Source organism: Streptococcus cristatus, from assembly GCF_963529205.1.
Lineage (GTDB): Bacteria > Bacillota > Bacilli > Lactobacillales > Streptococcaceae > Streptococcus > Streptococcus cristatus_O.
This window is the reverse complement of the sequence record NZ_CAURYF010000063.1, coordinates 1-4,214: the sequence shown is the minus strand read 5'-3', so window position 1 is coordinate 4,214 and position 4,214 is coordinate 1. Positions and strand designations below refer to the sequence as shown.

Below are 4,214 nucleotides of genomic sequence, written 5' to 3'. Positions count from 1 at the left end.
CAGACAGCTTGAGCTGTTCTGCGATTCGCACCGCCATGGCTTTGGCCTTGTCAGCCAGACTTTCTGAAATGCGGGCTGGTACGATGGTCTTAGATAGGATGTTGTTGCGGTGGATATTTTCCTGAACTGGGAAAACCGTGACTTCCTTGCCATTTCCTGACACGATGACAGAAATTTCAAGGTCAAAATTGACGAATTCTTCCAAGACGCAGTCTGCTGAGTCGGCTAGTGCATAAGCTTCTTCCAAGTCTGCTTCCGAGCGAATAACCTTTTGCCCATGCCCGTCGTAGCCACCAGTCGCAGTCTTGAGGACATAATTTTTCGACAGGTCGATATCTGCCAAGTCTTGGCTAGAAGTCACGACCTTGTAGGGTGCCACGGTGACTTGGGCCTTGTTTGCGAGGAAGTCCTTTTCAAAGATACGATTTTGAGAAATGCGGAGCAGGTCCGTCCCTTGAGGGAGCTGACCACCCTTGATAACGGCATCCAAACCGTCTGCATCGACATTTTCAAACTCATAGGTCAGGACATCGCAACGCTCCGCCAGCTGACGCAGGGCGTCCACATCGTTATAAGGAGCCACGATGATTTCCGCTACACGAGAGGCTGGGCAATCCGCCGCTGGATCCAGCGCTATGATCTTGTGCCCCATGTAGATAGCAGAAATGGCCATCATCTGTCCCAACTGACCACCACCGATAATTCCGATTGTTTTAGATGAGCTCATTGCTAGACTCCTCAGCGATTTTTCCTTGTTCTTCAGCAAAATCCGCCAAAGCTGTCGCGATAGCCTGATCCTCTACTGAAAGAAGGCGGAGGGCAAAGAGAGCCGCATTTGTTGCTCCTGCTTCCCCAATGGCCATAGTTGCCACTGGCACACCACCCGGCATCTGCACGATCGAATAAAGCGAATCCAGACCACTGAGAGCACGTGATTTGACCGGTACACCGATGACTGGCAGAGTGGTTTTAGCCGCTACCATACCTGGCAAATGGGCAGCACCACCAGCACCTGCGATAATGACCTTGATACCGCGACTCCGTGCTTCCTCGGCATGTCTAAACATGAGGTCTGGTGTACGGTGGGCAGAGACAACTTTCTTTTCGTAGGCTACACCGAAGCGGTCTAAGACTTCGGCGGTTTTTTTCATGGTTGCCCAGTCAGATTTGGAGCCCATGATGATGGAAATAATTGGTTTCATATTTTCTCCTCTGAATAAACTAATTCTTTTGCTCAATATTTTTTACAGTGGCTGATTCAACACTATAATGTTTAACAGTCTGATTAACCAGATTTTCAACGCTCTTAGGTTTTATCAATAAACGAAGTATAATTGTCACAAGAGGTATAATGCTCGGCAAATCCTTCCAGACAGGTGTCAACACTTCTTCACTATCACGTCTTAAAAGCCAGTACTTTATTATCTGCAATATTTTTCTTCTACTTTTCGTCTTCTCAGCTGTTCCAATAATCAAAGCCATCAGACTATGCGTCTCAACGCCTGCTTGACCAAGAATGACATCAGATTTAGCGTAGCTGTGACTGGCTAGTTCTATCATGATTTTTGGAAAATTAACTCCTGCTTTATAGGCGTTAGCAGGCTCTACCATTCTAGGGTTACACTCTATATAGTAAAATTGGTCTCCCCTACGTATAAAATCTAGGGTTAGGCAACCATGCCATTGTATATATTGTCCTAATTTTTCAACATGCTCTCTCGTTCTTTTAGATTCTATACTTAATCTTGCCGCAGCCGAACCACCCGCGCCAGAACCTACTTTTACGCTAGAATGCACTGCGAGTAATTCTCCATGATCAAACACTGCTTGAACCTGACCATAGTCTCCAACTATGTCTTGCTGAACCATCCATTCTTCATCACTCGCTGTTAATTTGCTCGTCACTTCAGCCAAATCTTTCTTACTTGAAATCTTATAAACCGAGCGACCGGCAGTACCATAATCTGCTTTCAGCCAATAAGGATAGTCTAGCAGGATAGAGTCTGCATCTTTCACGCACTCCCACTTAGGTGTGGGAAGTCCTAATAAATCCGCAGTTTCAGCAAAAGCAATCTTTCCAGCCAACTTTTTAAACTGCTCTTTATCAGCAAGGGCGATTGGTAGCGATTGAGGCAAAAATTGTTTCCCATTTGCCAATAACCAACCTTCTTCATGTGTTGGCAAAATGGCCTTGTAATTGGTTTTATGAAGCAACTGACTAACCTGTCTCAGATAATCTACAGGAAAACGATTCACATCAACTATCGGAACTCTATGGGTTAGACGACTGAAGTATGCAATGGAAAATCTTCTAGGAGATAACACATCAATTTTATAGCCTTCTTTCAACAAAACTGTCAAAGTTTCTCGTGAGGTCAAGCTTGAACCTTCTAAAAATAGCAACCTATTTTTCATTTTTCAAACACCTGAAGTCTATTTTTTAGTCTCACGGCTAAAAGTTTCATAGATTTGATTTATAAAGCCTTATCACCAATATCATGCCTATAAAAGAGGCCTGTTGTGTCTTGTTTTTTTAGTTGGTCGTAGATTCTTTCCTGCGCAGCTGAGACGGTATCTGCTGTGGTAACCAGCATGTACACTCGACCCCCATTTGACAGCAGTGCTCTGCTATTTTCCGCAAACTTAGCCCCAGCATAGTAGGTGATGATGTCACCGTCTGTCTTCTCAGGCAGAGGGTTGCCTTTCTCATAGTCCAGCGGGTAGCCCTCTGATGCGACAACCACTCCTAGGGTTACTCCCCCATCCAGCCAAGTGATAGCAGGCTCTTTCTTGTCCAAAATGTCCGTAATGTTCTGCGCAAAGTCAGAAGTCAAGCGCGGCAGGATAATCTGGGTCTCTGGATCGCCAAAGCGCGAGTTGAACTCGATAACCTTGGGACCATCGGCTGTCAGAATCAGCCCAGCGTAGAGCACGCCAAGATAAGGTCGGCCCTCAGCTATCATGCCTTTGAGAACCGGCTTGATAATCGTCTCAACTGACTGATCCACCACGCTTTGTGGCAGGTGAGGAACTGGCGCATAGGCTCCCATACCGCCTGTATTGGGCCCCTTGTCCCCATCATAGGCCCGCTTGTGGTCTTGTGCTGTCGGAAGGATGTAAAACTTGTCGCCATTGACAAAGGCAAATAGGGAAAATTCCTCGCCGTCCAGGAACTCTTCGATAACCACACGCGCACCGCTGTCGCCGAACTTATTGTCCAAGAGCATATCGTGAGCTGCCTCAACTGCCTGCTCTACGGTCTCCGCTACGACTACACCCTTACCCAGAGCTAGGCCGTCCGCCTTGACCACGATAGGCGCTCCCTGCTTTTCGATATAGGCCTTGGCTTCCTCAAAATCGGAAAATGTGCCATAGGCTGCTGTCGGCACACCGTATTTGACCATGATTTCCTTGGCAAAATCCTTGGACCACTCCAGCTCCGCTGCTAAACGAGATGGACCAAAAGCCTTGAGCCCAGCTTGGTTAAAATCATCTACAATTCCAGCTGCCAGGGCATCATCCGGACCGATAAAGGACCAAGCAACATCATTCTTCTTGGCAAATTCAATCAGTTTGGAATGTTCGGAAATTCCAATGTTTACTAAATCCAACCCATCCAAGGTCATGCCATCATTTCCAGGTGCGACAAACACCTGCTCCACATCCTGAGACTCCAATAACTTCTTGGCAATCGCGTGCTCACGACCGCCTGAACCCACAACTAAAAGCTTCATAGCTAAGATACCTCTATGTTCATATCATAGGCGCTTACGCACCAAGCTAACACATCACGTAAAAATCATTGCCATTTTTACGAATTATTCATCTAAATTATATCACAATCGTTCGTTTTATGCTATTTGAAACGAAAGAAATATGCTAGAAGAAGCTTGATAATTTCTAAACTTTGATTTTTCCAATAAATTTCCCGAATAATATAAGTGGAGTTTTCCAAAAAAATATTGTAAAGGAGATGTATGAAAAAATACAAAAATTTCTTACTGCTTTCAGCAACCTTGTTGACCTCACTATCCGCTCCCTTAGCTGCAGCGAATGAACAGTTTAGCCCATCCCAGCTGACGGCTATGACCAGCGAAGTTTCCGTTCAGCTTGAAGGACAAACAGCGATTGTTCAGTACCAACCGACCGCTGCGCAAGAAGCTTATCCCATCCAACATGCTGTCTGGTCTGAGGAGGGTGGCCAAGACGATATT

At 45.9% G+C, this 4,214-nt stretch carries 4 protein-coding genes and 1 pseudogene; 1 reads left to right on the top strand and 4 read right to left on the bottom strand.

What is annotated here, in order from left to right; genetic code table 11:
* The 4 genes from purK to purD all read right to left on the bottom strand — a co-directional run.
* Positions 1-727: 5-(carboxyamino)imidazole ribonucleotide synthase (gene purK, locus RWS39_RS09230; RefSeq protein WP_314482828.1), on the bottom strand; the 727-nt coding region annotated here is incomplete at its 3' end.
* The gene (gene purE, locus RWS39_RS09225; RefSeq protein ID WP_045634749.1) at positions 714-1,202 is read right to left on the bottom strand and encodes a 5-(carboxyamino)imidazole ribonucleotide mutase; all 489 of its coding nucleotides are present in this window, start codon (positions 1,200-1,202) and stop codon (positions 714-716) included. The genes purK and purE, both read right to left, overlap by 14 nt.
* Positions 1,203-1,221: 19 nt before the next feature.
* Positions 1,222-2,415 carry an ATP-grasp domain-containing protein gene (locus RWS39_RS09220; RefSeq protein WP_045634748.1) on the bottom strand — a complete coding sequence of 398 codons (1,194 nt, stop codon included), beginning with the start codon at positions 2,413-2,415 and terminating at the stop codon, positions 1,222-1,224.
* A 59-nt stretch (positions 2,416-2,474) separates the two neighbouring features.
* Positions 2,475-3,734: a phosphoribosylamine--glycine ligase gene (gene purD / locus RWS39_RS09215; RefSeq protein WP_045634747.1), complete on the bottom strand. Its 1,260-nt coding sequence runs from the start codon at positions 3,732-3,734 to the stop codon at positions 2,475-2,477.
* 243 nt (positions 3,735-3,977) lie between these two features.
* On the opposite strand from purD, the pseudogene RWS39_RS09210 reads away from it, so the two are divergent.
* Positions 3,978-4,214: pseudogene (locus RWS39_RS09210) on the top strand (GBS Bsp-like repeat-containing protein); the annotation flags it as partial.